This window comes from Bradyrhizobium sp. USDA 4501 (assembly GCF_054062115.1).
The window spans coordinates 674804-699856 of sequence record NZ_JBSSEX010000001.1; the positions used below are offsets into that span (position 1 = coordinate 674804).

The window sequence follows — 25053 nt, forward strand, 5'->3', positions numbered from 1 at the left end:
GCTCCGTCGCCGCGGCGGCGACGACGGAGAAGTGCATCCGGACCAGGACGGTCGAGGGAGCAACCCGCCTGGTTTGCAAGCCGGACGCGGTCAATGATCGGTGTAGCGTTCGCCTTCAGGGCGGCCCGCTGCATAGGAATGGGTCGCGTACCGCAGATTGCGTCCGGCCGCCTCCTGGCGGTCTAGCCGGAAGCCTGGCTCCGCCTGCGGCCGGTTGACGATGAAGGAGATGCGAACCGACTCCCAGCCCGGGCTGGAATCAAAGCCGGAGATCCGGATATAGCGGTCGCCATAGACCCGCCGGCAGTCGGCGAGCTCCTTCATAATGCCCGCCGCGTCGCGCAGGTCGAACATCGGCAGGCCCCACATATCCCAATAGGTGTTGCGGGGATGCGGATCGTCGGTGAACTCGATGTTCACCGCCCAACCCTTGTCGAGGCAGTATTGCACCTGCGCGGCGATCTGCTCGTCGGTGAGATCGGGCAGGAACGAGAAGCAGCCTTGGGTAACGCGCATGAGTATCTCCTCTCAGACCGCCATGCTCGGCGTGGGAACGAAATCGGGGGCGTCGGTCGACTCGTAGTTGAAGGTGACGTCCTTCCAGACGTCGAGCGCCTCGCGCAGCGGCGTGCAGGTCTGCGCCGCCTTGGCCAGGATCTCCGGCCCCTCATGGACGTAGTCGCGCCCCTCGTTGCGGGCGAGGATCATGGCTTCCAGCGCGACGCGGTTGGCGGTGGCGCCGGCCTGGATGCCGCGGGGATGGCCGATGGTGCCGCCGCCGAACTGCAGCACGACGTCCTCGCCGAGCAGATCGAGCAGCTGGTGCATCTGGCCGGCATGAATGCCGCCGGAGGCCACCGGCATGAGTTTGTTGAGGCTCGCCCAGTTCTGGTCGAAGAACACGCCGTGCTCCAGGTGCAACGGATTGAAGTCCTCGCGGCAGATGTCGTAATAGCCGCGGGTGGTGTTCGGATCGCCCTCGAGCTTGCCGACCACCGTGCCGGCATGGATGTGATCGACGCCGGCGAGCCGCATCCATTTCGCGATCACGCGGAACGAGACGCCGTGGCTGCGCTGCCGCGTGTAGGTCGAGTGGCCGGCGCGATGCAGATGCAGGATCATGTTGTTCCGACGCGCCCACTTCGCCATCGACTGGATCGCGGTGTAGCCGATCACAAGGTCGATCATGACGATGTTGGAGCCGAGCTCGTGAGCGAACTCGGCGCGCTCGTACATGTCCTCCATGGTCGCCGCGGTGACGTTGAGATAGGTCCCCTTGATCTCGCCGGTCGCGGCCTGCGCGCGGTTGACCGCCTCCATGCAGTAAAGGAAGCGCTCGCGCCAGTGCATGAAGGGCTGCGAGTTGATGTTCTCGTCGTCCTTGGTGAAATCGAGCCCGCCTTTCAAGGCTTCATAAACAACGCGGCCATAGTTGCGGCCGGACAGGCCGAGCTTCGGCTTCACGGTGGCGCCGAGCAACGGACGGCCGAACTTGTCGAGCCGCTCGCGCTCCACCACGATGCCGGTCGCGGGGCCCTGGAATGTCTTCACATAGGCGGTCGGCAGCCGCATGTCCTCGAGCCGCAGCGCCTTCAGCGGCTTGAAGCCGAACACATTGCCGATGATCGAGGCGGTCAGGTTCGAGATCGAGCCCGGCTCGAACAGGTCGAGGTCATAGGCGATGTAGGCGAAGTAGCTGCCCGGCGAATTCGGCACCGGATCGACGCGGTAGCACTTCGCCCGGTATTTCTCCGCGGCCGTCAGCCGGTCGGTCCACACCACGGTCCAGGTCGCGGTCGAGGATTCGCCCGCCACCGCCGCGCAGGCTTCGGTCGGATCGACGCCATCCTGCGGCGTGACGCGGAACAAGGCGATGACGTCGGTGTCCTTGGGCTCGTAGTTCGGCTCCCAATAGCCCATCCGCTTGTATTCCATCACGCCGGACTTGTAGCGATCCTTGCCGCGCACCGTGATCGACTGCTGTATATTCATCGAAATCTCCTGTGGTTCGTCGCCATTTGCTCAGGCGGCCTGGGTCATCTTTCCAATTTGCGGATCGAGCGCGCCGGCGCGATAGCGGCGGGCCATCTCCGGCAGTGCAACCACCTTGATCCGGGCGGCATTGCCGGCCGTGCCGAATTGCTCGAAGCGGTCACGGCAGAGTTCACGAAGCGAATCCATCGCGGGCTTCAGGAATTTGCGCGGATCGAACTCGCTCTTCGATTGGACGGCGACCTTGCGGAAGGCCGCCGCCATCGCCAGGCGGCAATCGGTGTCGATATTGACCTTGCGTACCCCGTGCTTGATGCCGCGGACGATCTCCTCGACCGGGACGCCCCAGGTCTGCGGCATCTCGCCGCCGAACTGGTTGAACATGTCCTGCAGCGGCTGCGGCACCGAGGACGAGCCGTGCATCACCAGATGCGTGTTCGGCAGGCGGCTGTGGATCTCCTCGACCACGCGCATCGCCAGGATCTCGCCGTCGGGCCGCCGCGTGAACTTGTAGGCGCCGTGCGAGGTGCCCATCGCGATCGCGAGCGCATCGACCTTGGTGGCGCGGACGAAATCGACCGCCTGGTCCGGATCGGTGAGCAGCTGATCATGACTCAGCTTGCCCTCGACGCCATGGCCGTCCTCCTGCTCGCCGCCGCCATGCTCGAGCGAGCCGAGCACGCCGAGCTCGCCTTCGACCGACGCGCCGACCCAGTGCGCCATCTCGACGACCCTGCGGGTGATATCGACATTGTAGTCGTAGTCGGCTGCGGTCTTGGCGTCGGCCTTGAGCGAGCCGTCCATCATGACGGAGGTGAAGCCGTAGCGGATCGCGGTGGCGCAGGTCGCCTCTTCATTGCCGTGATCGAGATGCAGGCAGAGCGGAATCTGCGGATGCATCTCCTCGAGCGCGTCGATCATCTTCGCCAGCATGATGTCGTTGGCATAGGACCGCGCGCCGCGCGAGGCCTGGATGATGACAGGTGCATCGCAGGAAGCCGCAGCCTCCATGATGGCGAGGCCCTGCTCCATATTGTTGATGTTGAAGGCCGGAACGCCGTAGCCGCGTTCGGCGGCGTGGTCCAGCAACTGCCTCAGGGTTATCCGCGCCATGGTGGCGTCCTCCTTTCAATTCGCTCGTTGAATGAGCTGTTTTGCTGCAGCAGCGATTGCCGCGGGCGTGATGCCGAATTCGCGGTAGAGCACGTCGGCCGGCGCGGAAGCGCCGAAGCCGGCCATGCCGACGAACGCACCGTTGTCGCCGAGCCAGCGCATCCAGTCGCCCTCGACCGCAGCCTCCACGCCGACGCGCGGGGCGCTGCCCAGCACCTGGGCGCGATAGTCGCTCGGCTGCTGACGGAACAGGTCGAAGCACGGGGCCGAGACGACCGCGGCCTGTATCCCGTCTTCCGCCAGCAGCTTTGCGGCTTCGAGCGCGATCGCCACCTCCGAACCCGTTGCAATCAGGGTGACGTCACGCGCGAAGGCCGGCTCGACGAGAACGTAGGCGCCGAGCGCGACCTGGTTGTCCTTGCTGCCGTCGCGAACCGTCGGCAGCGCCTGCCGCGACAGGCAGAGGATCGACGGCGAGGTCTCTGCCTTCAGCGCGCAGTCCCACGCTTCCGCGGTCTCGACCGCATCGGCCGGACGGAACACCAGGACGTTTGGGATCGCGCGCAGCGCCGCCAGATGCTCGACCGGCTGATGGGTCGGCCCGTCCTCGCCGAGCCCGATCGAGTCGTGGGTCATCACATGGATAACGCGGATCCCCATCAGCGCAGCAAGGCGGATCGCCGGCCGGCTGTAATCGGCAAAGCTGAGGAAGGTGCCGCCATAGGGAATGAACCCGCCGTGCAGGGCGATGCCGTTCATCGCCGCGGCCATGCCGTGTTCGCGAATGCCGTAGTGGATGTAGCTGCCGTCGAGCGTTTCCGGCCGCACCGAAACCTGCGACTTCGCCAGCGTCAGATTGGAGTGCGTGAGGTCGGCCGAGCCGCCCAGCAAATTGGGCAACGCCTCTGCGATCACGTCGATGACCTGCTGCGAGGCCTGCCGCGTGGCGAGCTTCGGCCGCTCGGTCGCGAACCGCTCCAGCAACTTTGCCATCGCCTCGGCATAGGCGCAGGGCAATTTCCGATTCAGCCCGTCATGGAACGGAGACCGCTCGGCCCTGTCGCCTTTGCAGGCGCTGCGCGAACGCTCGATCCAGGCCCGCCGCGCGTCGCGGCCCCGGCCGCCGAGCTCGCGCCACTCCGCCAGCACCGCATCGGGGATTTCGAATGCCGGATACGGCCAGCGCAGCGCGGCACGGGTCTTCGCCACCTCATCGGCACCGAGCGGCGCGCCATGCACCTTTTCGCTGCCCTGCCGGTTCGGCGCACCGAACCCGATCACCGTCCGGCAGGCGATCAACGACGGACGATCGCTCGATCGCGCCTGCCTGATCGCCGCGGTGATCGCCTGCGGATCGTGGCCGTCGACGCGGTTGACGTTCCAGCCGCTGGCTTTGAACCGCGCCGTCTGGTCGTCCGAGCAGGACAGCGAGGTGGCGCCGTCGATCGAGATATGATTGTCGTCGAACAGCACGATCAAGCGGTTCAGCCGCAAATGGCCGGCCAGCGAGATCGCCTCATGGCTGATGCCTTCCATCAGGCAGCCATCGCCGGCGATCACATAGGTGTAGTGGTCGACGAGGTCGTCGCCGAAGCGGGCGTTCATCAGCCGCTCGGCAAGCGCCATGCCGACCGCGGTCGCAACCCCCTGCCCGAGCGGCCCGGTCGTGGTCTCGACACCCGGGGTGTGGCCGTACTCGGGATGGCCCGGGGTCTTCGATCCCCACTGCCGGAACGCCTTGAGCTGGTCGAGCGTCATGCTCTCGTAGCCTGTGAGGTAAAGCAGCGCGTAGAGCAGCATCGAGCCGTGACCGGCCGACAGCACGAAGCGGTCGCGGTCGGGCCACGCCGGATCGGCCGGGTCGAACTTCAGGAAGTCCGTGAACAGCACGGTCGCGACATCGGCCATGCCCATCGGCATGCCGGGGTGGCCGGATTTCGCCTGCTCGACCGCGTCGACGGCGAGGAAGCGGATGGCGTTGGCCATCTCGTCGTGGCTGATTTCGGGGCGGCTGGCAACGGACGCAAGTGCGGTCATATCGTTCGCCTCTTTCGTTCGATCAGTTGCAGGATCAGCGGGGTCAGGATGAGCTGCATCGCGAGGTCGAGCTTGGCGCCGTGCACCACGATCGAATTGGCGCGCGACATGAAGCTGTTCGGGATCATCGAGAGCAGATAGGGAAAATCGATGCCGCGCGGATTCTTCAAGCGGATCACGACCATCGATTCATCCGGCGTCGGGATCCAGCGCGCGATGAACGGGTTCGACGTGTCGACGGTCGGCACGCGCTGGAAGTTGATGTCGGTCTCGGTGAATTGCGGACAGATGTAGTTCACGTAGTCTGGCATGCGGCGCAGGATGGTGTCGGTCACCGCCTCGGTGGAGTAGCCGCGATGGCTGCGGTCGCGGTGCAGCTTCTGGATCCATTCGAGGTTGATGACCGGCACGACGCCGATCTTGAGGTCGGCATGCTGCGCGACATTCACCTTGGCGGTGACCACGGCGCCGTGCAGGCCCTCGTAGAACAAGAGGTCGGAATTCTCCGGCAGCGCCTCCCAGGCGGTGAAGGTGCCGGGCTTGGCGCCGTAGAGCCGCGCCTCCTCCTCGTCGTGCACATAGTGCCGCGTGGTTCCGGTGCCGGTCTCGGCATAGTCGCTGAACAGCTTCTCCAGCTCCTCGAACAAATTGGTCTCGGGGCTGAAATGGCTGAAGTGCTTGTTGCCGTGCTCGGCCCTCTCCGCCATCAGGCTGCGCATCTCGGCGCGGTCGTAGCGGTGGAAGGCGTCGCCCTCGATATAGGCGGCGACCACGTTCTCGCGGCGGAAGATGTTCTCGAACGTCTTCTTCACCGAGGTGGTGCCGGCCCCGGAGGAGCCGGTGATCGAGATGATGGGATGCCGACGTGACATGCGGTCCTCCTCAGCGGAACAGGCCGCGCCGCGCGAACAGCGGGGCATCGCTGCTTTCGAACAACGGCTCGACGGTCAGGTGGATCGCATCGACGTCGCGCACGGCGCTCGCCGATCCCATGATCAGGGGCACACGCTGATGCGGCGTGCGTGCCGACAGTTCGAGAATGCGCGACCGGCCGTTCGACGCCGCACCGCCCGCCCATTCCATGATCAATGCGATGGGATGCGCCTCGTACAGCAGACGCAACCGGCCTTCGCGGTAGCCCTGGCGCGCATCCGCCGGATACAGGAACACGCCGCCGCGCATCAGGATGCGGTAGGCTTCAGCGACCAGCGAGCCGATCCAGCGCATGTTGAAGTCCTGCCCGCGCTCGCCGTTCACTCCGGCGAGGCAATCGTCGATGTAGCTGCGCACCGGGCCGCTCCAGTGCCGCCGGTTCGAGGCATTGATGGCGAATTCCGACGCGTCCTGCGGCACGCGCAGATCGCGCGCGGTCAGGACGAACTCGCCACTTCGCGGGTCCAGCGTGAAGCAGTCGACGCACTGGTCGATCGCCAGCACCAGCACGGTCTGTGGACCGTAGATGAAACAGCCGGCGGCACATTGCGCCGTGCCGGGCTCGAAGAAGGTCGAGATGACGTCGTTTCCTTTCGGCCGGATTGAGAAAATCGTGCCGATAGAGATGTTATTTTCGAGATTGGCGGATCCATCGAGCGGATCGATCGCGACACAGAGCGGCGCGTCGGGATCGAGCGTCTCAGGCAGTTCGACCTCCTCCGACAGCACTGCGGCGACCGGCGCGGTGCGCAGCGCGTTCCGCATCAGATCGTCGGCGACGATGTCGATGGTCTTCTGGCGGTCGCCGTCGGGATTGACGCCGCCGCTCTCGCCGCCGACTCCGGCGAGCGGCCCGGCGGCAATGATGCGCGAGAGCTCGATCGCCGCACGCGCAAGGGCTTCGATCACCACAACGGTCGCGGCGCGCAACGGGTTGTGCTGCGCGGGCCACTCCAGATGGGCATGCAATGCTGGACGAATCTCCACCGGCCTCTCCCTATGATCGCGCCCTCTGTCCCGAGGCTTCGAGAGGCGACCTCAGGGGAGTCGCCTTCGCCCTATCAACGCGCGAATTGCCCAATTAGGGAAATTTTATTATCTTTGGTCCGAGCAAAGTATTTCTTATGGAGCTTGTCATGGCCGGCAACTTCTCGCGGGATCTCACCATCCGCCAGCTGCGCGCACTGTCGACCCTGCACGAGGCAGGCTCGATCACGTCCGCCGCCAACCGGTTGAACCTGACGCAGCCCGCGGTGACGTTGCAGCTCCGCAACCTGCAGGCGCTCGCAGGGTTGCCGCTGATCCAACGTACCGGCGACGGCATGGCGCTGACGGATGCCGGCGCACATGTGCTGACGCTGGTCGAGCGGATCGAAGCGGCGCTGAAGGATTGCGAGCAGTCGCTCGACATGATCGCCGGCCGCAGCGGCGGCCGCGTCGCGATGGGCGCGGTCTCCACCGCGAAATACTTCGTGCCGTTCGCGATCGCGGCGTTCTCGCGCCGCTTTCCCAAGATCGAGGTCACGCTCAGGATCGGCAACCGCGAGGAGATTCGCGACGCGCTGCGCGGCTATGATCTCGACATCGCGGTAATGGGCCGGCCGCCGGCCGACATCGAGGTCGAGATGAAGCCGCTCGGCCGGCATCCGCACTTCATCGTCGCCGCGCCCGATCATCGGCTGGCGCGGCGGCGGCACGTCGCCCCATCGGAGCTCGCCAACGAAACCTTCATTACTCGCGAGCAAGGATCGGGCACGCGGATGTTGATGCAGCAGTATTTCGAACGGGTCGGGCTGGAGCCGAAACTCGGCATGGCGATGGACAGCAACGAGACCATCAAGCAGGCTGTGATGGCCGGGCTCGGCATCGCCTTCATCTCCCAGCACACGGTGTTCCATGAGCTGGAGGACGGCCGGCTGGTGGTGCTCAAGGTGAAGGGCCTGCCGATCGTCCGGCAGTGGCACGCGATCAGGCGCGCCGACAAGATCCTGCTGCCGCCCGCGCAGGCCATGCTGGATTTCCTCGGCAAGGAGGGCTGGCGCTATCTGCCGAATTCAAACTAGCGCCCGGGCGACGTCGCAACGCCCGATCGAGCCAGAAAATCGAGGTGGCGCCGTATGTTAGGCATTGAAGTTCCGCGAAACGCATGTCACATCTTGACTGCGGTCACCCGGCGGACCGCACCCTGCGAGGGAGGTTGAACTGCAGAACCAGTCCCCGCCGACGCCCGACTTCAAGGCGTTATTCGAGGCGGCGCCCGGCCTTTATCTGGTGCTGACGCAGCCCGACTTCCGCATCGTGGCAGTGAGCGATGCTTATCTGCGCGCCACCAAGACCGAGCGCGCCGCGATCCTCGGGCGCGGGCTGTTTGAGGTGTTTCCCGACAATCCGGACGATCCGACCGCCGACGGCGTGCGGAACCTGCGCGCCTCGCTCGAGCGCGTGGTTCAGTTCCGCCGCCCCGACACCATGACGGTGCAGAAATACGATATCCGCAAGCCCGAGTCGGAGGGCGGCGGCTTCGAGGAACGCTACTGGAGCCCGCGCAATACGCCGGTGCTGGGGCCGAACGGGCAGTTCACCTACATCATCCATCGGGTCGAAGACGTCACCAGCTTCATCCAGCTGAAGCAGCGCGGTGCCGAGCAGGACCAGCTGACCGACCGGCTGCGCGAGCGCACCGAGCAGATGGAAGCGGAAATCTTCATGCGCGCCCGCGAAGTCGAGGCCGCCCGCGAACAGCTCGAAGCCGAGCAAAAGCTCCGCCAGGTGCAGAAAATGGAGGCCGTCGGGCACCTCTCCGGCGGCATCGCCCACGACTTCAACAATATCCTGACCGTCATCACCGGCCTGATCGACATCCTCGCGGAAGCCGTTGAACATGATCCGGCGCTGTCGTCTGTCGCCAAGATGATCACCGATGCGGCGTTTCGCGGTGCAGAAGTGACCAAGCACCTGCTGGCATTCTCGCGGCTGCAGCCGCTGCAACCGCGTGAAGCGAATCTCAACACGCTGGTGCAGGACACCGCGCGGCTGCTGCGCCCCTCGCTTGGCGAGCAGATCGAGATCGATACCGCGCTCGAGCCCGATGCCTGGTCGGCCTTCATCGATCCGAACCACATGGCGACCGCGCTGCTCAATCTCGCGGTCAATGCCCGCGATGCGATGCCCGATGGCGGCAAGCTGATGCTGGAGACCAGCAACGTCATCCTCGACGAGGTTTATGCCGTCGCCAACCCCGACGTGCGGGCGGGTGAATATGTGATGGTCGCGGTCAGCGACACCGGCGGGGGCATCCCGGCGGGGATCCGCGACAAGGTGTTCGAGCCGTTCTTCACCACCAAGGAGACCGGCAAGGGCACCGGGCTCGGGCTCAGCATGGTGTACGGCTTCATCAAGCAGTCCAACGGACACCTCAAGATCTATTCCGAAGAGGGCCACGGCACCTCGATCAAGCTCTATCTGCCGCGCAGCAGCGGCGACATGATCGACGTCGAGCCGCCTCCTCCGGTCGACACCCGCGGCGGCAATGAATCCATCCTGGTCGTCGAGGACGATCCGCTGGTGCGCAATTACGTCAGCGCCCAGCTCGAGCAACTTGGCTATCACACCATGGTCACCGCCAACGGCCCGGAAGCACTGGCTGCGGTCGACAACGGGTTCGTCTGCGACGTGCTGTTCACCGACGTCATCATGTCCGGCGGCATGAATGGCCGGCAGGTCGCCGACGCCGTGATCGCCAAACTGCCCTCGGTGCGCGTGCTCTTCACCTCCGGCTACACCGAGGACGCGATCATCCACCACGGCCGTCTCGACCCGGATGTAACGCTGCTGCCGAAGCCTTACCGCAAATCCGATCTCGCGCGGATGATCCGGCAGGTGCTGGCCCAGCCGCCGGCGGCGGCAATGGGCAAGTGACGCAGGGCCGGCGTCACGCCTCTCCGTTCTGCTTCTTGATCTGATCGGCCGGCACGGCGCATCCGGACAAGAACAGTGCCGCGCAGGCCTTGGCGCGGGCCTCGATCTGCGCCCGCGACGGCGGCGGCCTGTGGCCGTACATCACGTCGCGTTGCGGCTGGAACACGAGCATGCCGAGCAGCATGCCCGCAGCAGCCTGCGCGTCGTCCACCGCGATCCGTCCCCTCCGCCTTTGCACGCCGAGCCACGCAGCCAGCGCGCCAAGCGTCCGCTGCATCGCCTTCTCGTAGAACATCTCGGCGATGTCGGGAAATTTGTCGCTGTCGGCCAGGATGATGCGCTGAAGCGCGATGACCTCGGCATCGAGGATCAGCTCGCCACAGGTCGAGAGTGCGGCCTCCAGTGCCGCCGCGATATCGCGGCCATCGCAGGCGCCGAGATTTACGGCGGATATGAATCGGTCCATCCGGTCTGTCACCGTGCCCTCGAACAGCGCCAGCTTGGTCGGGATCAGCCGATAGAGGGTCTTGGTGGAGACGCCGGCGCGGCAGGCCACGTCGGCGATGTTGGCCGCAGCAAAGCCGCGCTCGGAGAACTCGCGCCGCGCGGCGTCATAGATCAGCGCGCGCGTCTCGTCGTCGGAACGCAGCTGCGGCCGCCCCCGGCCGCGCCGCGCCGGCGCGCCTTGCTCAGTCTGATCCTTGTCATTCCGGTTCATCCGCGAGCCATGCTTTTAAATGATGCCTGTCATTCTATTGACACTCCCAATATGGGCTCTATTTTGGAAAATATCAAGTTTCCTAATTAATCCTGCGAACGCCGACCGAAATTGGCAAGATTTTCCAGCAGGATAGAACTGATCAGGGAGCACTGCCATGAGCCAGCATGAGACATCATTCAAGGCCGAGAGCCAGGTTCCGGCCGAGACCGCCAGGCAATTGATCGCACATCCGGAGGCCGCCAGGCCGCCCGCCGCCAAGGGCAGGCTTCGCCGCCTCCTGCTGGCCGGCGCGGCGCTCGCCGTCCTTTCGGGCGGCGCCTGGTACGGCTGGGATTACTGGACGGTCGGCCGCTTCCAGGTCTCGACCGACGACGCCTATGTGAAGGCCGATAACACGACGATCGCACCAAAAGTCTCCGGCTATCTCAGCGCGGTGCTGGTCGGTGACAATGAGCATGTGCGCGCCGGCCAGATGCTGGCGCGGATCGACGATCGCGATTTCAGGGTCGCGCTGGATCAGGCCAAGGCTGACGTCGCGGCCGCCGAAGCCGCGATCGCCAGCAAGCATGCGCAGCTCGATGTGCAGCAGTCGGTGATCGAAGCGGCACGTGCGACCCTCGCCGTCGACACCGCGACGCAGACCTTCGCCGAGCAGGAGAACAAGCGCTACACCGACCTCGCCGGCACCGGCTTCGGCAGCGTGCAGAACGCGCAGCAGGCGCAGTCGCGCTACGCCAGCGCACAGGCCGCCGTCGCCCGCGATACCGCGAACCTCGCCTCCGCGCTCCGCCAAGTGGAGCTGCTCAAGGCCGACATTGCACAGGCGGTCGCGTCGCAGGCGCGCGCAACCGCGCTCCAGCATCAGGCCGAGTTGAACCTCGGCTACACCACCATATCAGCCCCGATCGACGGCGTGGTCGGCAACCGCACCCTGCGCACCGGCCAGTTCGTCCAGGCCGGCACGCAGCTGATGTCGCTGGTGCCCGCCACCGGCGCCTATGTGATCGCGAACTACAAGGAGACGCAGCTCACCAATGTCCGCAAGGGTCAGCCGGTCGAGATCGCGGTCGACATGTTCCCGGGACAGGTGGTGCGCGGCCATGTCGACAGTCTCGCGCCCGCCAGCGGCCAGGAATTCGCGCTGCTGCCGCCCGACAATGCGACCGGCAACTTCACCAAGGTGGTGCAGCGCATCCCGGTGAAGATCGCGCTCGACGCGACGGCGGTCGAATTGCGGCCCGGCATGTCGGTCATCCCGACCATCGCAACCTTGTCGCAACCTGGCGAGGCGCCGCGCTCCGGCGCCTCTCCCAAGCTCGCTGTCGCCTCCTTCAAATAGGTGATGTCATGTCCGATCTCGCGCTCTCCTCCCCGGCTGCCGCGCCCCGCGCGGCACCCGCAGTGGTCGATCCCAACCGCGCCAGCATGGCCGTCTGGATCTCCATCGTCGCTGCCATGATCGGCGCGTTCATGGCGATCCTCAACATCCAGATCACCAACGCCTCGCTGCTCAACATTGAGGGCGGCATCGGAACCGGCGTCGACAACGGCTCCTGGATCTCGACCTCCTATCTGATCGGCGAGATCGTGGTGATCCCGCTGACCGACTATCTCAGCCGGGTGTTTTCCTTCCGCAAGATCATCATCGGCTTCGCCACCCTGTTTGCGATCTTCTCGGTCGCCTGTGCCTTCACCCACGACCTGCCCTCGATGATCGCGATGCGCGGCTTGCAGGGTTTCTTCGGCGGCGTGCTGATCCCGATGGCCTTCACGCTGGTCTTCACCAAGCTGCCGAAGGCCCAGCAGCCGGTCGGCCTTGCCATGTTCGCGCTCGCCGTGACCTTCGCCCCCGCGATCGGCCCGACCATCGGCGGCTACCTCACCGAGAATTACGGCTGGCAGACCATCTTCTTCGTCAACGTGATCCCGACCGCGGTGATGGTCATCACGCTCTGCTTCACGCTGGAACGCCAGCCGATGCAGTTGCATCTGCTGCGCGAGGGCGACTGGCTCGGCATCGCCACGATGGCGATCGGCCTGTCGTCGCTGCAGGCCGTGCTCGAGGAAGGCAACAAGAACGACTGGTTCGGCTCGCCCTTCATCGTCAAGCTCGCGGTGATCGCCGCCGTCAGCCTCACTCTGTTCGTCTGGATCGAGCTCGTCGTGGAAAAGCCGCTGATCCGGCTGCGCCTCCTGACCCAGCGCAGCTTCGGCTTCGGCACCATCTCGGCGGTGTTCGTCGGCTTCGCGTTGTTCGGCTCGGTGTACCTGCTGCCGGCCTATCTCGGCCAGGTGCAGCGCTACAACGCCGAGCAGATCGGCCAGGTGCTGGCCTGGACCGGCCTGCCGCAGCTGATCCTGATCCCGCTAGTCCCGAAGCTGATGCAACGTTTCGATCCGCGCTTCATCGCCTTCACCGGCATGATCCTGTTCGCGGTCTCCTCCTTCATGAACATCGCGATGTCGCTCGATTACTCCGGTGACCAGTTCTTCGTCCCGAACATCGTCCGTGCGATCGGCCAGGCGATCATGCTGGCGCCGCTGTCGGCGGTCAGCCTCGGCAGCGTCGCGCCGCAGGATGCCGCGGCGGCCTCCGGCATCTCCAACATGATGCGCAATCTCGGCGGCGCGATCGGCACGGCCCTGCTCGCCACCATCGTCACCAAGCGCGAGCAGTTCCACTCCAACATCATCGGCCAGTCGGTCGACCTCGGCCGCGAGGAAGTGCGCACCCGGATCGCCGAGGTGACCAATTACTTCCTCAGCCACGGCATCTCCGATCCGGCGACCGCGCATCATCAGGCGATCGTGGCGCTCGGCAATATCGTGAAGCGCCAGGCCCTGGTGCTTGGTTTCAGCGACACCTTTGCCGTGATCGGCATCGTGCTGGTGTTCGCCGCGATTGCGATCCTCTTGACCGGCAAGCCGAAGAACGCCGCCGGCGGCGGCGCGGCGCATTGATCTGTCGGGCGGCGGCCGCGGGCCGTCGCCCTCCCCTTTTACTTGTCAGCTTGCCTCGCGCAGCTTGAAGCGCTGGATCTTCCCGGTCTGGGTCTTCGGCAGCGCCTCGACGAAGGCGATCGCGCGGGGATATTTGTACGGCGCGATCGTCGCCTTGACGTGATCCTGTAGCAGCTTGACCTCGACCTCGTCGCAGCGCGCGCCCTGCTTCAGCACGATGAACGCCGAGACGATCTGCCCCCGCTCCTCGTCAGGTGCGCCAATCACGGCGCACTCCGCGACATCGGGATGGCCGAGCAGCGCGGCCTCCACCTCGGGACCGGCGATGTTGTAGCCCGCCGAGATGATCATGTCGTCGGCCCGTGCCACGAAGGACAGCCGGCCGTTCTCGTCCCTGACGAAGGCATCGCCGGTGATGTTCCAGCCGTCGCGGACATATTTGGTCTGCCGGGAGTCGGCGAGATAGCGGCAGCCGGTCGGACCGCGAACCGCCAGCTTGCCGACCTGGCCCGCCGGCAGCTCGTTCATCTCTTCGTCGACGATCTTCGCCTCGTAGCCGGTGACAGGCGTGCCCGTGGTGCCGCCGACGGCGCTGCCGGTGCGGTTGGTGATGAAGATGTGCAGCAGTTCAGTGCTGCCGATGCCGTCGAGGATCGGCTTGCCGGTCTTCCTGGTCCAGCTCTCGAACACCGGCGCCGGCAGCGTCTCGCCGGCCGAGACGGCGAGCCGCAGCGACGACAGATCGGCGCCCTTGTCCATCGCGGCCATCATCGCTCGATAGGCGGTCGGCGCGGTGAAGCAGATGGTCGCCTTGTAGGTCTCGATGATCCGGATCATCTCGCTCGGCGCCGCGTTCTCCAGCAGCGTCGCGGTGGCGCCGAACCGCAGCGGGAAGATCGCGAGCCCGCCGAGGCCGAACGTGAACGCAAGCGGCGGCGAGCCGACGAACACGTCGTCGGGCGTCACCTTGAGCACCTCGTTCGCATAACCGTCGGCAACGATCAGGAGATCGCGGTGAAAGTGCATGGTCGCCTTCGGCTCGCCCGTCGTGCCCGACGTGAAGCCCAGCAGCGCGACGTCGTCGCGGCCGGTCTTCACCGCATCGAACTTGACCGGCTTGTTCAGCGCGATCCGATCGAGCTCGGCATCGTGGTTCTGCGTGCCGTCGAAATTGACGACCTGCTTGAGGAACTTGCTGGTCTTGGCGCAGGCCACCAGTTCATCCGCGATGCGGCTGTCGGTCAGTGCCAGCGAGATCTCAGCCTTGTCGACGATCTTGGCCAGTTCGCCGGCGCGCAGCATCGGCATGGTGTTGACGACGACGGCGCCCGCCTTGGTCGCCGCGAGCCAGGCCGCGACCAGCGCCGGGTTGTTGCCCGAGCGGATCAGCACGCGATTGCCGGGCTTGACGCCGTAATTCTCCACCAGCGCGTGCGCCAGGCGGTTCGACCAATCGGTCAATTCCTTGTAGGTGCGCTGACGGCCATTGCCGATCAACGCGATGCGATCGCCCATCCCCTGCTCGACGATGCGGTCGGTCAGTTCGACCGCGGCGTTGAGATAATCGGGATATTGAAACTCCGGCCGGTCAAGCAGCAGTTGCGGCCATTGCGCTGATGGCGGCAGGTTGCGCCGCGCGAAATCGTCGACATGCCCGGATGGGCCGAGCCCGGGAAATTCACCTGACATTCGATTGCCCCTCGCTTTCCATCCAGAAAGGCCAAGACCAACGTCGAGAAGAACAAGGACGCCCGGCAGCGTTCCAATCGCCAATCATTTTATACTTAAAACAATTCGGCGCAAGGGTGGAAATCGCGCGGCAAACGCCGGCCGATCCTTCAAGAAGCTCAGATTTGCGTAAGCTGCTTCAGCCGCGCGACCATCGCCGAGCCCGGGTCGGCGAGCGGCGCAATCGCGGTGAAATGATTGGCGTCGGGCACAGTGCCGAACCGCGTTGCAACGCCCGCTTTGCCCCAGACATCGACGATGGTCCGGCTCTGCCGGTGATATTCCGCGCTCTCGGCGCCGCCGACGACGGCATCGAGCGTCGCGCCCGCAGGCGGCGTCCAGGACAGCGGGCTCGCCGCCCTCGCTGCGGCGCGGTCGAAGCCAAGCGCCTTGTTGATGGAGGTGCCGACCAATGGCTCAAGCTCGAACAGGCCGGAGATCGCGTAAGCAGCCCTGACCAGGTCGTTCGGCAGCGATGCATCATAGGCCGGCCAATCGGTCGCGAGCATGCATGCGGCAAGATGTCCGCCTGCGGAGTGTCCCGACACGACCAGCGGCCGGCCGAGCCTGGCCAGTTCGCGGCACGCCGCACGCATCTCGCCGATGATGTCGCCGACCGTGACATTGGGGCAGAGATCGTAGCTCGGCACCGCGACGCTGATGCCGTGGCCGTTGAGCCCTCGCGCGCAGTGGCTCGATGACGAGCCGTCGAGCGCCTGCCAGTAGCCGCCATGGATGAAGACCACGAGCGGCCCGCCACGATCGCCCTCGAACAGGTCGATGACGTTGCGGCTGCCCGGACCATAGGTCAGCCGCCGCGGCGGATGCTGCTCGCGATAGGCCGCGGAGTCCCTCGCCCAGCCGGCCATCAGCGCCGGATTTTCTGGCACCCGCGCCCGGTTGTTGTATTCGACCTCGTAATCGACCTCGCTCACGGCTTAAGCGCTCCTCGCCTTGGCGGAGCGCTGCGCCGAGCCCTTGGCCTTGGCGAGCAGCCGCATCAGTTCGCGGATATCCTTCGGCGAGAGATCGCCGAAGATATCGGCGATCCACTTCTCGTGCTCGGCGGCCATCTTGCGGAATTCGGCGCGACCGAGTTTTGTGAGCCGGATGAACTGCACGCGGCGGTCCGTCTCCGAGGTGCGGCGGTCGAGATGGCCCGATTCAACCAGGCGCTCGACCAGCCCGGTGACGTTGCCGTTGGATACCATCATCCGCTTCGACAGGTCCGACAGCGTCATGCCGTCGGACACCTTGTCGAGCTGGGCCATCAGGTCGAAGCGCGGCAGCGTGACGTCGAACTTCTCGCGCAGCCGGCTGCGCACCTCGCCTTCGATCAGCGTGGTGCAGGTCAGGAGGCGCAGCCACAGCCTGAGCTCGGTGCCGTGATCGTCGGGCAGTTCGACGGCTTTGGTTTCGGAATCGAGGATCATGCGGCGATCGTGCCTCCGCGGCGGGTTCCGGTCGGACCAATTGTTTTGAGCTTCAAGCAATTCGCGGCGCCCCGCAAGGACAATTGCGAATCGTGCCTGATCCGTCTGGGCAATCCTGCAATTTCTTTAAACTTCAAGCAATTGGCGCGGCGCTTGCATGGGGTGCGCCTGCATGATGCGCGACGATCGCCCTGACGCGATGCCACATCGCTTGCAGCGGTTGCGCGCGTCAGACTAAGCTGAGGCCAATTGGGCTGAAGCCGAAAACATCAAGGCAGTGGTCGGGGGAGAGACATGAAACAATTGACGAAGCTCGCGGGATTGGCGGCGCTGCTGGGTGTCGCCGTCACCCCGGCGGCCGCGCAGGAGAAGATCAAGATTGGCGTGCTGGTCACAACGTCGGGCCCGGCCGCGGCGCTCGGCCAACAGGTCCGCGACGGCTTTGCGCTCGCGATCAAGGACCTCGGCGGCAAGATGGCCGGCCGCGATGTCGAGATCGTCAACGCCGACGACGAACTGAAGCCCGACGGCGCGGTGGTCAAGGTGCGCGGCCTGCTCGAGCGCGACAAGGTCGATTTCGTGGTCGGCCCGATCTTCTCCAACATCCTGCAGGCGATCCACCGCCCGGTCACCGACAGCAAGACCTTCCTGATCAGCCCGAACGCAGGCCCCTCCAGCTATGCCGGCAAGGAGTGCAACCCGTTCTTCTATGTGACGTCGTACCAGAATGACCAGGTGCATGAGATCCTCGGCAAGGTGGCGCAGGACCGCGGCTACAAGCGCGTCTATCTGCTGGTGCCGAACTATCAGGCCGGCCGCGACTCCGTCGCCGGCTTCAAGCTCGACTACAAGGGCGAAATCGTCGAGGAATCCTACACGCCGCTGAACACGCTGGATTTCCAGCCCGAATTGTCCAAGATTGCCGCGCTGAAGCCAGACGCGCTGTTCACCTTCATGCCGGGCGGCATGGGCGTTAATCTCGTGAAGCAGTACAAGCAGGCCGGCGCCACCGTGCCGGTGCTCTCCGCCTTCACCGTCGACGAATCCACCCTGCCCGCGCAGCAGGACGCAGCGGTCGGCATGTTCGGCGGGGCGAACTGGGCCCCGAACCTCGACAATCCCCACAGCAAGAAGTTCGTCGCGGCTTATGAAGCCGCCTACAACGGCGTGCCCGGCACCTATGCCATGCAGGCCTATGACGCAGCGTTGTTGATCGACAGCGCGGTGAAAGCCGTGAAGGGCGATCTCTCCAACAAGGACGCCGTCGCGGCTGCGCTGAAGAAGGCCGACTTCACCTCGCTGCGCGGTAACTTCAAGTTCAGCAACAACGGCTATCCGATCCAGGATTTCTACCTCACCAAGGTCGCGAAGCGGCCGGACGGCAAATTCCAGACCGAGATCGTCGAGAAGGTGTTTTCGAATTATGGCGATCGCTACGCCAAGGACTGCGCGGCAAAGTAGATCATAGGAGCAAGCATGAGCATGAAAGACGAGATTGCGGGCATCACCCGCGCCAATGAAGGCATGCAGGGCATTTCCTGGAGCATCCTTGGCCAGACCTACGTGCCGAAGAGCCGCACCGAGCATTCATTCTCCTGGCACGCCACCTTCCCGCCGGGCACCTTCGTTCCTCCGCATATCCACCCCGACCAGGACGAGTACCTCTATATCCTCGAGGGCAAGCTCGACTTCATGCTCGACGGTGCCGACGAATCCGCAACTCCTGGCGATCTGGTTCGGCTGCCGATGGGCAAGCCGCACGGCATCTTCAACAAGTCGCAGCAGCCCGCCAAGACGCTGTTCTGGGTGTCGCCGACGCGGAGGCTCTACGACCTGTTCTGGGCGATCCACAACATGAAGGAACAGAACCCGGACGACGTGGTGCGGCTCGCCGCCGAGCACAACATCCACTTCCTGCCGCCGCCGCCGGCGTAGCTTATTCCGTCATTGCGAGCGAAGCGAAGCAATCCATATTTCCGCGATCGCGGAACGATGGATTGCTTCGTCGCTTTGCTCCTCGCAATGACGGTGTGGAGATGGCCTGCCGGACGTCTCCTCCTGCAAAGGACCTACTGCCGCGCCACCACGCGCGCGGCAAAGCCGGCCTTGGCCGCATAGCCGCGTACGATCGCCTCGCGCGCCTCGTAATTGAGGATGGTGTCGACGTCGGTAAAGCCCTGCGGCGCGAGCTGCTCGACGGCGTCGATCACGCCCTCCGGCCCGCCGCGGCGGTTGGAGGCGACGATGTCGGCGGTCATCGGCAGCCGCTGCCGCTCATAGGCCGCCAGCGCCTGGCGCGGATGCTCCGCCCGCGCCAGCAGGTCGGCCAGGCAGCGCGCATCGAGGATCGCCTGCGATGCGCCGTTCGAGCCGACCGGATACATCGGATGCGCGGCGTCGCCGAGCAGCGTGACCCGGCCGCTCGACCAATACGGCAAGGGATCGCGGTCGCAGCACGGATACTCCCAGAACTCAGGCGTCGCGTTGATCAGACCGGCGAAGTCGACCTGCGGGATCGTGAAACCAGTGACATAGGGCATCATCTCGTCGCGCCGGCCGAGATTGGACCAGCCCTCGCGGCGCGGCGGCGGTGAGGTGCCGTCGCCGATCCGCACCAGCACCGCCCAGTTGGTGAGGCGGCTTGCCGGGCTCGAGCCCGGCGCGATCGGATAGATCACGGCCTTGGCGTTCAGGCCGCCGGCGATGATCATCGAGCGCCCGGTCAGGAACGCCGGCCAGTCGGTCGCGCCGCGCCACAGCATCAGGCCGTTCCAGCACGGCCCGCCCTCGTCCGGAAACAGCGTCTGCCGCACCTTCGAGTGGATGCCGTCGGCGCCGATCAGAATGTCGCCGCGCGCGGTGCGCACATGGGCGCCGCTGCGGTCGAAGAAATAGGCCGAGACGCCGCCCTCGTCCTGGGTGAAGGAGCCGAGCCGGCAGCCGGTGTGGATCGCATCCGCGCCGAGCCGGTCGATCACGGCCTGATGGATCACGCTTTGCAGACGGCCGCGATGGATCGAGAATTGCGGCACGTCGTGGCCGGCATCGAGCCCGCGCTTCTCGTGCCAGACCTGCTGGCCATGTCGCGTCAGATAGAACAGCTCATAGGTGCGGATCGCCACCTCGTCGAGCTTGTCGAGCAAACCAAGTCCCGCCAGCTCGCGGATCGCATGCGGCAGCGTGTTGATACCGACGCCGAGTTCGCGGATCGTCTCGGACTGCTCGTACAGCTCGCAAGCGATGCCGCGCGAGCGCAGCATCAGCGCAGTGGTGAGGCCTCCGATTCCGCCTCCGACGATAATCGCCTTCATCGTCCTCACCTCCACTCACAACAGGACGCTTTTACGCTTTGGGCTAAGGTCGCATGCCCCGTTGTCCGGCCGCAAGCGGGTTTGCGGCCCGGGACGAGGACTGGCCCACGACGATTGGGCTTAGCCTTAACATTGCTTCAGCGTACCCCGATCTATCCCCGTCACCCTGAGGAGGCCGCAACGCGGCCGTCTCGAAGGGTCGACGGCCACCAGCCGGGACGTGCATCCTTCGAAGCTCGCTCCGCTCGCACCTCAGGATGACGGGATTGGCGGAACTGCGTCACCCTCAATCCGGCACCACCGCAATTGCCTGGATTTCCACCTTGGCGCGGTCCTCGATCAGGCCGGCAACCTGGATCGCGGTCATCGCCGGAAAGCGCCGGCCGATGATGTCGCGATAGACCGTGCCGATCTCCTTCAGCCGCGCGGAATATTCCTTGCGGTCGAGCAAGTACCAGGTCATCGACACGATGTGCTCGGGGCCGGCGCCGCCGGCGGCGGCGACTGCGACGATGTTGCGCAGGGTTTGGCCGATCTGCGCCACGAGATCGTCGGTCTCGAACACGCATTGTCCGTTCCAGCCGATCTGGCCCGCGATGAAGAGCTGTTTGCCGCGCGCGGCCATGCCGTTGGCGTAGCCGATCGGCTTGGCCCATCCTTGGGGTTGCAGGATCTCGATCATCTCAATTGCCCTCGAAGGCCGGTTTCTGCTTGGCGGCGAACGCCTCGAAGGCGCGGCGGAAATCGCCGGTGACCATGCAGATCGCCTGCGCCTGCGCTTCCGACTCGATCATCTCGTCGACGCCCATCGCCCATTCCTGGTTGAACATCGTTTTCGTCACGCCATGCGCGAACCACGGCCCATCCGCGAGCGAGCGCGCCAATTCATGCGCAGCACCGGCGAGTTCCGCCGGCGGCACCAGACGGTTGTGGAAGCCCCACGCAAACCCTTCCTCGGCGCTCATCGCACGCCCGGTGTAGAGCAGGTCGGCCGCATGGCCCTGCCCGATCACGCGGGGCAGCAACCCGCATGCGCCCATATCGGCGCCGGCAAGGCCGACGCGGGTGAACAGGAACGCGGTCTTGGCTTGCGGCGTCGCCAGCCGCAAATCGGACGCCAGCGCCAGCATCGCCCCGGCCCCGGCGCAAATGCCGTCGATCGCTGCGACGATGATCTGCGGGCATTTGCGCATCGCCCGCACGACCTCGCCGGTCATCCGCGTGAAGGCCAGCAGGTCCGGCATCGCCATCCGCGTCAACGGCTCGATGATCTCGAACACATCGCCGCCGGAGCAGAAATTACCCTCGGCGCCGGTCAGCACGATGGCGCGGACATCGGCGGCGTATTTGAGATTGGTGAAGAGATCGCGCAGCTCCTCATAGGACTCGAAAGTCAGCGGGTTCTTCTTGTCCGGCCGGTTCAGCGTGATGGTCGCGACACGGCCGCTCGCATCGACCTGCCAGCGGAAGTGCTTGGCGGGATAATCCTTGAACGGCCGTAGCTTTGCTTTCATCTCGGACATGACGTGTTCCTTCACCCGGTAAAGACTTCGCCGCCGGCGACCGCGACGGCTTGTCCGTTGATTGACGATGCGCCCTCGGAGGCAAGCCAGAGGATGGCGTCGGCGACCTCCTCCGGCGTCACCAGCCGCTGCATCGGATTGACTTTTGCCAACGCTGCGCGCGCTTCCTGTTCGCTGCGGCCGGTCTTGGCGACGATGTTCGCGGCGGCATCCGCCACCAGCGGTGTATCGGTGTAGCCGGGACAGACCGCATTCACGGTGACGCCGCGCCGTGCATATTCCAGCGCCAGCGAGCGCGTCAGGCCGATGACGCCGTGCTTGGCCGCGACATAGGCGGAGACGTAGGCGTAGCCGGTGAGACCCGCGGTCGAGGCGACGTTGATCACGCGCCCGCGGCCGCGTTGCGCCATGCCGGGCAACACGGCATGCGTCACCAGGAACACGCTGGAGAGGTTGCTCGCCAGCATGTCGGCCCACAACGCCGCGCCGGTCTTGTCGAACGGCGCGCTCGCGGCCTTGCCGGCATTGTTGACGAGAATATCGATCGGCCCTGCCTCAGCCTCGATCTGCGCGACACCCTTGGTCACCGCGGCTTGATCGGTCACGTCGATCGAAACGGCGACGCCGGCGTGCTTGTCGAGCGATGCCGCCGTCGCCTTCAGCGCGTCGATCCGCCGTCCGGCGATGCTGACGCGCACGCCGGCTTTTGCCAGCGCGAACGCCGTCGCGGCGCCGATGCCGGACCCGGCACCGGTCACCAGCGCATGTGCGTTGGGCCAGAAGCGTGTCATGCCTTCACTCCCGTGGCGGCGCGTTCGAGATTGGCCTCGTATTGCGACTTGCCCGACAGATACTGCTTCGGCCACGCGATCTGCTTGACGCCGATCTTCGCAGCCTCATGCAGCGTCCAGGCCGGATCGGCGAGATGCGGCCGCGCGATGGCACAGAGATCGGCGCGGCCGGCGGCGATGATCGAGTTGGCGTGATCCGCCTCCGAGATCGCGCCGACCGCGATGGTCGCGATGCCGACCTCGTTGCGGATCTTGTCGGCGAACGGCGTCTGGTAGAGCCGGCCATAGATCGGATGGTCGTCGGCCCAGACCTGCCCCGAGGAGCAGTCGATCAGGTCGGCTCCCGCCTCCTTGAACAGCTTTGCGAAGACCAGCGCATCCTCGGGCGTGTTGCCGCCCTCGGCCCAGTCGTGACACGACAGGCGGACCGACATCGGCTTGTCCTCCGGCCACACCGCGCGGACGGCGCGGAACACCTCCAGCGGATAACGCGCGCGGTTCTCGATCGATCCGCCGTAGTCGTCGGTGCGGCGGTTGGTCAGCGGAGAGAGGAAGCTCGACAGCAGATAGCCGTGCGCGCAGTGCAGCTCCAGGATATCGAAGCCGGCGGCCGCAGCGCGCCTGGCTGCGGCGACGAACTGCTCGCGCACCTCGTCCATCTCGGCGCGGCTCATCGGCTCCGGAATCTGGCCGTCGGGCAGATAAGGCACTGACGAAGCCGACACCAGCGGCCAGTTGTGGTCCGGCAGCGCTTCGTCCATGCCTTCCCAGGCGACGCGCGTCGAGCCCTTGCGGCCGGCATGGCCGAGCTGGATGCCGATCCTGGCTTGCGAATTGTGATGCACGAAGTCGACGATGCGCTTGTAGGCCGCCGCCTGCGCGTCGTTCCAGAGGCCGCAGCAGCCGGGCGTGATCCGCGCTTCCGGCGACACGCAGGTCATCTCCGTAAACAGAAGGCCGGCACCGCCGAGCGCGCGGGAGCCGAAATGCACCAGATGGAAGTCGGTCGGCACGCCCTCCTCCGCCGAATACATCGCCATCGGCGAGACGATGATGCGGTTATGAAGCGACAGGCCGCGGATCTGGAATGGCGTCAGCATCGGCGGCGTGACGCGGTCGTTGGTCGCGGCCACGCCGCTGCGCTCCGCGAACCAGCGCTCATAGCCCTCGAGCCAGGTCTTGTCGCGCAGCCGCAGGTTCTCGTGGCTGATGCGCTGCGAGCGGGTCAGCAGCGAATACATGAACTGCTCCGGCTCCAGCGTGTCGGCATAGCGCGAGCCGACCACTTCGAACCATTCCATCGCGTTGCGCGCGGCGTTCTGGATCCGTGCCACGTCGACCCGGCGCAGCTCCTCGTAAGCCTTGAGCACCGCGGGAATGCTGTCGCGCGTCGCGCCGTGGATCTTGAACTGGTTGGTCAGCTCGATCGCATCCTCCAGCGCGAGCTTGGTTCCCGAACCGATCGCGAAATGCGCGGTGTGGGCGGCATCGCCCATCAGCACGACATGGCTGTTGCCGTTGAACGCGGTCCATTTGCCGCAGATCAGCCTGGGAAACGACAGCCAGGCCGAGCCGCGCAGGTGCCGCGCATTCGAGACCAGATGATGCCCCTCGAGGATTTCCGCGAACACGTTCTCGCAGAACGCGATGGAGTCGTCCTGCTCCATCTTGTCGAGACCGTGGGCGAGATAAGCCTCCTCGGTGGTCTCAACGATGAAGGTCGCCGCGCCCTCCTCGAACTTGTAGATGTGCGCCTGGAACCAGCCATGCTCGGTCTTGCGGAAGTCGAAGGTGAAGGCGTCGAACGGACGGTTGGTGCCGAGCCAGATGTAGCGGTTCGGCCGCATCAGCATGTCGGGTTGGAACGCCTCGACGTATTTGGTGCGGATCTTCGAGTTGACGCCGTCGCATGCCACGATGAGATCGGCGTCGGGGAATTCGAGATCGGAATTCACCTCGCGCTCGAAGATCAGCTCGACGCCGAGCTCCTCGGCGCGCGCTTGCAGGATGTTGAGCAGCCGCTTGCGGCCGATGCCGACGAAGCCGTGGCCGGTGGTGCGCATGCGGCGGCCCTTGATCAGGACCTCGATGTCGTCCCAGTGGTTGAAGGCCTGCTCGATCGTGTCAGCGGTGACCGGATCCCATTTGCGCATGTTGTCCATGGTCGCATCGGAAAACACCACGCCGAAGCCGAAGGTGTCGTAGGGCCGGTTGCGCTCGACCACGGAGATCCGATGCGCGGGGTCCAGCATCTTCATCAGGATGCCGAAGTAAAGCCCGGCCGGCCCGCCCCCAATGCAAACGATCCGCATGGCGTTCTCCCGTTGGCTTCGGCGGCGCGGGCACGGACGAGGCGCGTTCCCCTGGAGCCGATACGGGATATTATTTTATACTTAAAATAATTGTCAAGGGAGTTGGCGCCCCACCCAACGCTGTCGTCCCGGCGCAGGCCGGGACCCATACGCCGCAGCAGATATTGTCGGCGGGACTCGTCGTTCCAGCGACGTACAACAATGACGATCTGTGGTTATGGGTCCCGGCCTGCGCCGGGACGAGACTGAACTTGTTGCCGCTGATTTGCCCGTCGAAGGC

General features: G+C 65.3%; 21 protein-coding genes. 6 read left to right on the forward strand and 15 right to left on the reverse strand.

All coding sequences use genetic code 11. From position 1 onward, the window contains the following. Positions 1 to 90: 90 nt before the first annotated feature. From ACVWZM_RS03210 to ACVWZM_RS03235, 6 genes are read right to left on the reverse strand one after another with little or no spacing between them, the layout of a single operon-like run. Positions 91 to 516, reverse strand: coding sequence for a ribulose bisphosphate carboxylase small subunit (locus ACVWZM_RS03210; protein WP_141339876.1), 426 nt, complete (start codon positions 514 to 516; stop codon positions 91 to 93). A gap of 12 nt (positions 517 to 528) precedes the next feature. Continuing rightward, a complete protein-coding gene (locus tag ACVWZM_RS03215; RefSeq protein WP_057015873.1) occupies positions 529 to 1992 on the reverse strand; it encodes a form I ribulose bisphosphate carboxylase large subunit in 1464 nt (487 codons plus the stop codon). A 30-nt stretch (positions 1993 to 2022) separates the two neighbouring features. Continuing rightward, positions 2023 to 3105 carry a class II fructose-bisphosphate aldolase gene (gene fba / locus ACVWZM_RS03220; RefSeq protein ID WP_456784420.1) on the reverse strand — a complete coding sequence of 361 codons (1083 nt, stop codon included), beginning with the start codon at positions 3103 to 3105 and terminating at the stop codon, positions 2023 to 2025. 15 nt (positions 3106 to 3120) lie between these two features. Then, positions 3121 to 5142: a transketolase gene (gene tkt, locus ACVWZM_RS03225; protein ID WP_456851839.1), complete on the reverse strand. Its 2022-nt coding sequence runs from the start codon at positions 5140 to 5142 to the stop codon at positions 3121 to 3123. Next, positions 5139 to 6014: a phosphoribulokinase gene (locus ACVWZM_RS03230; protein ID WP_456851841.1), complete on the reverse strand. Its 876-nt coding sequence runs from the start codon at positions 6012 to 6014 to the stop codon at positions 5139 to 5141. Before ACVWZM_RS03230 ends, tkt begins: the two co-directional genes overlap by 4 nt. Positions 6015 to 6024: 10 nt before the next feature. Continuing rightward, the gene (locus tag ACVWZM_RS03235; protein ID WP_410469753.1) at positions 6025 to 7056 is read right to left on the reverse strand and encodes a class 1 fructose-bisphosphatase; all 1032 of its coding nucleotides are present in this window, start codon (positions 7054 to 7056) and stop codon (positions 6025 to 6027) included. Between the two features lie 155 nt (positions 7057 to 7211). On the opposite strand from ACVWZM_RS03235, the gene ACVWZM_RS03240 reads away from it, so the two are divergent. Continuing rightward, positions 7212 to 8138, forward strand: a complete 927-nt coding sequence (locus ACVWZM_RS03240) for a LysR family transcriptional regulator (protein WP_076833602.1) — start codon at positions 7212 to 7214, stop codon at positions 8136 to 8138. 139 nt (positions 8139 to 8277) lie between these two features. Next, positions 8278 to 9993, forward strand: a complete 1716-nt coding sequence (locus ACVWZM_RS03245; RefSeq protein ID WP_456856612.1) for an ATP-binding protein — start codon at positions 8278 to 8280, stop codon at positions 9991 to 9993. A gap of 13 nt (positions 9994 to 10006) precedes the next feature. Here the strand turns inward: ACVWZM_RS03245 and ACVWZM_RS03250 are convergent, their stop codons facing one another. Next, on the reverse strand, positions 10007 to 10711 hold the full coding sequence (locus ACVWZM_RS03250; RefSeq protein ID WP_456851844.1) for a TetR/AcrR family transcriptional regulator: 705 nt from the start codon (positions 10709 to 10711) through the stop codon (positions 10007 to 10009). A gap of 157 nt (positions 10712 to 10868) precedes the next feature. On the opposite strand from ACVWZM_RS03250, the gene ACVWZM_RS03255 reads away from it, so the two are divergent. Both ACVWZM_RS03255 and ACVWZM_RS03260 read left to right on the forward strand, forming a co-directional pair. Next, positions 10869 to 12053: an HlyD family secretion protein gene (locus ACVWZM_RS03255; RefSeq protein ID WP_168857120.1), complete on the forward strand. Its 1185-nt coding sequence runs from the start codon at positions 10869 to 10871 to the stop codon at positions 12051 to 12053. Positions 12054 to 12061: 8 nt separating this feature from the next. Continuing rightward, positions 12062 to 13675: a DHA2 family efflux MFS transporter permease subunit gene (locus ACVWZM_RS03260; protein WP_082653692.1), complete on the forward strand. Its 1614-nt coding sequence runs from the start codon at positions 12062 to 12064 to the stop codon at positions 13673 to 13675. 45 nt (positions 13676 to 13720) lie between these two features. Here ACVWZM_RS03260 and ACVWZM_RS03265 read toward each other — a convergent pair whose 3' ends face one another. From ACVWZM_RS03265 to ACVWZM_RS03275, 3 genes are all read right to left on the reverse strand, one after another. Further along, a complete protein-coding gene (locus ACVWZM_RS03265; RefSeq protein ID WP_229193098.1) occupies positions 13721 to 15364 on the reverse strand; it encodes a benzoate-CoA ligase family protein in 1644 nt (547 codons plus the stop codon). A gap of 158 nt (positions 15365 to 15522) precedes the next feature. After that, a complete protein-coding gene (locus ACVWZM_RS03270; RefSeq protein WP_456851846.1) occupies positions 15523 to 16338 on the reverse strand; it encodes an alpha/beta hydrolase in 816 nt (271 codons plus the stop codon). 3 nt (positions 16339 to 16341) lie between these two features. Beyond that, the gene (locus tag ACVWZM_RS03275; protein WP_016845834.1) at positions 16342 to 16836 is read right to left on the reverse strand and encodes a MarR family winged helix-turn-helix transcriptional regulator; all 495 of its coding nucleotides are present in this window, start codon (positions 16834 to 16836) and stop codon (positions 16342 to 16344) included. A 294-nt stretch (positions 16837 to 17130) separates the two neighbouring features. On the opposite strand from ACVWZM_RS03275, the gene ACVWZM_RS03280 reads away from it, so the two are divergent. Both ACVWZM_RS03280 and ACVWZM_RS03285 read left to right on the forward strand, forming a co-directional pair. Then, positions 17131 to 18297, forward strand: coding sequence for an ABC transporter substrate-binding protein (locus ACVWZM_RS03280; RefSeq protein ID WP_456851848.1), 1167 nt, complete (start codon positions 17131 to 17133; stop codon positions 18295 to 18297). A 21-nt stretch (positions 18298 to 18318) separates the two neighbouring features. Further along, positions 18319 to 18771 carry a cupin domain-containing protein gene (locus tag ACVWZM_RS03285; RefSeq protein ID WP_057015936.1) on the forward strand — a complete coding sequence of 151 codons (453 nt, stop codon included), beginning with the start codon at positions 18319 to 18321 and terminating at the stop codon, positions 18769 to 18771. A gap of 134 nt (positions 18772 to 18905) precedes the next feature. Here the strand turns inward: ACVWZM_RS03285 and ACVWZM_RS03290 are convergent, their stop codons facing one another. The 5 genes from ACVWZM_RS03290 to ACVWZM_RS03310 form a co-directional block, all read right to left on the reverse strand. After that, a complete protein-coding gene (locus tag ACVWZM_RS03290) occupies positions 18906 to 20147 on the reverse strand; it encodes a flavin-dependent oxidoreductase (RefSeq protein ID WP_456851850.1) in 1242 nt (413 codons plus the stop codon). Positions 20148 to 20433: 286 nt separating this feature from the next. Further along, the gene (locus tag ACVWZM_RS03295) at positions 20434 to 20829 is read right to left on the reverse strand and encodes a RidA family protein (RefSeq protein ID WP_038382134.1); all 396 of its coding nucleotides are present in this window, start codon (positions 20827 to 20829) and stop codon (positions 20434 to 20436) included. 1 nt (position 20830) lies between these two features. Continuing rightward, entirely contained in the window at positions 20831 to 21670 is an 840-nt protein-coding gene (locus tag ACVWZM_RS03300) for an enoyl-CoA hydratase family protein (protein WP_194295415.1), read from the reverse strand. Between the two features lie 11 nt (positions 21671 to 21681). Beyond that, positions 21682 to 22461, reverse strand: coding sequence for an SDR family NAD(P)-dependent oxidoreductase (locus tag ACVWZM_RS03305; RefSeq protein ID WP_456851852.1), 780 nt, complete (start codon positions 22459 to 22461; stop codon positions 21682 to 21684). Continuing rightward, positions 22458 to 24773 (reverse strand): bifunctional salicylyl-CoA 5-hydroxylase/oxidoreductase, encoded by a 2316-nt coding sequence (locus ACVWZM_RS03310; RefSeq protein WP_456851854.1) that lies wholly within the window; start codon positions 24771 to 24773, stop codon positions 22458 to 22460. Before ACVWZM_RS03310 ends, ACVWZM_RS03305 begins: the two co-directional genes overlap by 4 nt. Positions 24774 to 25053 lie beyond the last annotated feature (280 nt).

What these genes read in the sequence shown, in the direction of transcription:
- tkt (WP_456851839.1), bottom strand. Translation starts at nt 5,142, where the DNA reads ATGACCGCACTTGCGTCCGTTGCCAGCCGCCCCGAAATCAGCCACGAC.
- ACVWZM_RS03300 (WP_194295415.1), bottom strand. Translation starts at nt 21,670, where the DNA reads ATGTCCGAGATGAAAGCAAAGCTACGGCCGTTCAAGGATTATCCCGCC.
- ACVWZM_RS03215 (WP_057015873.1), bottom strand. Translation starts at nt 1,992, where the DNA reads ATGAATATACAGCAGTCGATCACGGTGCGCGGCAAGGATCGCTACAAG.
- ACVWZM_RS03310 (WP_456851854.1), bottom strand. Translation starts at nt 24,773, where the DNA reads ATGCGGATCGTTTGCATTGGGGGCGGGCCGGCCGGGCTTTACTTCGGC.
- ACVWZM_RS03240 (WP_076833602.1), top strand. Translation starts at nt 7,212, where the DNA reads ATGGCCGGCAACTTCTCGCGGGATCTCACCATCCGCCAGCTGCGCGCA.
- ACVWZM_RS03210 (WP_141339876.1), bottom strand. Translation starts at nt 516, where the DNA reads ATGCGCGTTACCCAAGGCTGCTTCTCGTTCCTGCCCGATCTCACCGAC.
- ACVWZM_RS03290 (WP_456851850.1), bottom strand. Translation starts at nt 20,147, where the DNA reads ATGAAGGCGATTATCGTCGGAGGCGGAATCGGAGGCCTCACCACTGCG.
- ACVWZM_RS03260 (WP_082653692.1), top strand. Translation starts at nt 12,062, where the DNA reads ATGTCCGATCTCGCGCTCTCCTCCCCGGCTGCCGCGCCCCGCGCGGCA.
- ACVWZM_RS03255 (WP_168857120.1), top strand. Translation starts at nt 10,869, where the DNA reads ATGAGCCAGCATGAGACATCATTCAAGGCCGAGAGCCAGGTTCCGGCC.
- ACVWZM_RS03230 (WP_456851841.1), bottom strand. Translation starts at nt 6,014, where the DNA reads ATGTCACGTCGGCATCCCATCATCTCGATCACCGGCTCCTCCGGGGCC.
- ACVWZM_RS03250 (WP_456851844.1), bottom strand. Translation starts at nt 10,711, where the DNA reads ATGAACCGGAATGACAAGGATCAGACTGAGCAAGGCGCGCCGGCGCGG.
- ACVWZM_RS03275 (WP_016845834.1), bottom strand. Translation starts at nt 16,836, where the DNA reads ATGATCCTCGATTCCGAAACCAAAGCCGTCGAACTGCCCGACGATCAC.
- ACVWZM_RS03280 (WP_456851848.1), top strand. Translation starts at nt 17,131, where the DNA reads ATGAAACAATTGACGAAGCTCGCGGGATTGGCGGCGCTGCTGGGTGTC.
- ACVWZM_RS03295 (WP_038382134.1), bottom strand. Translation starts at nt 20,829, where the DNA reads ATGATCGAGATCCTGCAACCCCAAGGATGGGCCAAGCCGATCGGCTAC.
- fba (WP_456784420.1), bottom strand. Translation starts at nt 3,105, where the DNA reads ATGGCGCGGATAACCCTGAGGCAGTTGCTGGACCACGCCGCCGAACGC.
- ACVWZM_RS03305 (WP_456851852.1), bottom strand. Translation starts at nt 22,461, where the DNA reads ATGACACGCTTCTGGCCCAACGCACATGCGCTGGTGACCGGTGCCGGG.
- ACVWZM_RS03285 (WP_057015936.1), top strand. Translation starts at nt 18,319, where the DNA reads ATGAAAGACGAGATTGCGGGCATCACCCGCGCCAATGAAGGCATGCAG.
- ACVWZM_RS03265 (WP_229193098.1), bottom strand. Translation starts at nt 15,364, where the DNA reads ATGTCAGGTGAATTTCCCGGGCTCGGCCCATCCGGGCATGTCGACGAT.